The organism is Rahnella sp. P4_A8 (assembly GCF_056402435.1).
In genome coordinates this window covers 1-2592 of sequence record NZ_JBFUHK010000159.1, presented here as the reverse complement: position 1 = coordinate 2592, position 2592 = coordinate 1, and the positions used below count along the sequence as shown (strand labels likewise).

Annotated in this window: 3 protein-coding genes; 2 read left to right on the top strand and 1 reads right to left on the bottom strand. The window is 52.4% G+C overall.

Annotation, left to right across the window (positions count from 1 at the left end; all coding sequences use genetic code 11):
• A partial coding sequence (locus AC1DUO_RS24110) for a LysR family transcriptional regulator (RefSeq protein WP_477989112.1) occupies positions 1–503 on the bottom strand: 503 nt, incomplete at its 3' end.
• Positions 504–624: 121 nt separating this feature from the next.
• Between AC1DUO_RS24110 and AC1DUO_RS24105 the strand changes: the two genes are divergently transcribed.
• Together AC1DUO_RS24105 and AC1DUO_RS24100 are read left to right on the top strand one after the other, a co-directional pair.
• A complete protein-coding gene (locus tag AC1DUO_RS24105; protein WP_112288739.1) occupies positions 625–1554 on the top strand; it encodes an alpha/beta hydrolase in 930 nt (309 codons plus the stop codon).
• Positions 1555–1613: 59 nt separating this feature from the next.
• The coding region (locus AC1DUO_RS24100) for a TIGR03571 family LLM class oxidoreductase (protein ID WP_121019293.1) at positions 1614–2592 on the top strand (979 nt) is incomplete at its 3' end.

The window sequence follows — 2592 nt, the reverse complement described above, 5'->3', positions numbered from 1 at the left end:
GTGACAATGTGCTGCGAAGCAATTGTACGGGTAAGAATACGTGAGTCATCGCGAGGTTCACCTATACGAATGGCAATATCAAAGCCTTCCTCTATCAGGTCAACAAACCTGTCGCTAAAGGACACTTCGGCACGAATTTCCGGCCACTTTTTCAGATAAATATCCAGAATGGGAAGGATATGTCGCTGCCCAAAAGAAAGCGGCGCACTCAGCCGGAGAGTCCCCGTTGGCTTACCCCTGCGCATGGCCATGGCGGCATCGACCTCTTCCAGGTCCTCGAGTATCTGGCGGCAACGATCAAACATGACCTTCCCTTCATCGGTGAGACTCAGACTTCGGGTGGTACGGTTAAGAAGACGAACCCCCATACGCGTTTCGAGCCGGACGATACTTTTACCAATCGCAGAACGTGTAAGCCCAAGGGAACTTGCGGCGTGTGTGTAACTCCCGGCTTTTACAGCCGCGACGAACGCGGCGATATCACCAATGCTGTTGATCTCCATACTATATTTTTCTCATCCAATACGGGCGTTGTTGTACCCTTATATGGGAAGCACATTCCCCAAATGTTGGTATATTATATATTTCTGTTCCACTTTAACGCAAATACAAACAGGAATACCGATGATGAATCAACAAACTAAGAAAGCCGTAAAAGAATGGTCAGAAAGCCTGGCCGGTCTGGGACCAATCCTTACGGGTGAAGATACCGTAACGCCAATGAGTGAAGTGCGTGACGCCTATACCCGTATGTTGGCTAAAAATCCTGCACCTGCAGGTGTTGGCTTTACTGAGGTCGATATGGGGGGCGTGCCGGGAACGCTGGTGACTCCTGAAAATCTAAAAACCGATGCCATCGTTATGTACATCCACGGTGGGGCATACATTGTCGGTGAATCTGCTGGCTATCACGGTATTGGTGGCAACTATGCCAGCATGCTGGGCGCACGGGTTTACATGCCAGATTACCGACTGGCACCGGAGTATCCTTTCCCTACGCCCGTTACCGATACCGTTCGTGCATATGAGTGGTTGATTGAACAGGGCTTTGACGCCAGCAAAATCGTGCTGGCGGGTGAGTCTGCGGGCGGCGCGATGGTGGTTACCGTTATGGTTGCGGCACGCAACAAGGGCCTGCCGCTTCCAGCCGGCGGGGTCGCTATTTCACCCTGGGCTAACCTTGAGCACACGGGTGTCTCTATGACCAACAGAGAAGGCCTTGATCCTCTGAACACCAAAGCGGGTCTTGATTTTCTCGCACGTACGTTCCTCGGCGATGCATTGCCTAACCATCCAATGGCATCACCGGTGTTTGCTGATGTAACGGGCCTGCCGCCGGTGCTCGTTCAGATTGGTGAAAACGAACTGATGCTGACCGACGCGATGCGTCTGGCAACTCATCTGGGTGATAACCGCGTACGCGTAAATCTGGAAGTCTGGCCGGGCATGTTCCATGCCTGGCATTTCTTCTCCACGTTGCAGCCAGAAGCGGTACAGGCGCTTGAGAGTTCAGTCGCCTTTATTGAAAAGGCTCTACGTGATGCAGCGAAGTAATCATCATTGATGATTGACTAAATAACGGGCGCAGCTGACTGCGCCCGTCAGGAGTGAAAATGCCCCCTCTACAGACACAACCAACCTATCCGTCGGATCTTGCCTCACATAGCGCATATAAGCGCGTATTTCGCCCGGGTAGTCTGACATTCGGCTTTATTATGCCGCTTGAAGGTTATCCGGATTCGCCTTTTCCGAACCTGCAGGATCATCAGGCGCTGGCACAATTTGCTGATGACGCCGGTTTTTCCGCTATGTGGATGAGAGATGTGCCCTTTTATGATCCACGGTTTGGTGACACAGGACAGATGCTTGACCCCATGGTCTACCTCGGATTCCTTGCCTCTCAAACCACACGCATAACGCTGGGTACCACCGGTATGGTATTACCCCTGAGGGACCCGATTATATTGGCCAAGCAGGCAGCCTCAGTGGACCAGCTAAGTGGTGGACGCCTTTTGCTGGGGCTATCCAGCGGGGATCGCGCTGTTGAATACCCTGCGTTTGGTGCCGATTACGATAACCGGGCCGAACGTTATCGCGAGGCGTTTGGTCTGATAAAAACCGTCTGTGAGACGTCCTTCCCGGTGGCTGAAACGGCGTACTACGGCAAGCTTTCAGGCAACCTTGATCTTATTCCCAAACCCTTTAAATCCCGCATTCCAATGATTGTGGTTGGTCGAGCACGGCAGGACCTGAGCTGGATAGCAGAGGAAAGCGACGGATGGATATGGCATCTGAGTGATTTCTCAACGCTCCCGGAACTGCTTGAATTCTGGCGTGGCGGTTACGACGACAATCGTTTCAGACCTTATGGCTATGCCACCTTTTTTGACCTGGATGCTAACCCTGACGCGCCGCTTCGCAGATTGATGAATGGCATCACCGTCGGCCGCAATGCGCTGATAAAGCTATGGAAGGAGCAGGAGCGCCAGGGAGTAAACCACGTTGCGTTAAATCTGAAACCGCTGACACGGCCAGCAGCCGAGGTGATGGCTGAAATGGCAGAATTTGTGTTACCCGAGTTTCCTTCTGAAT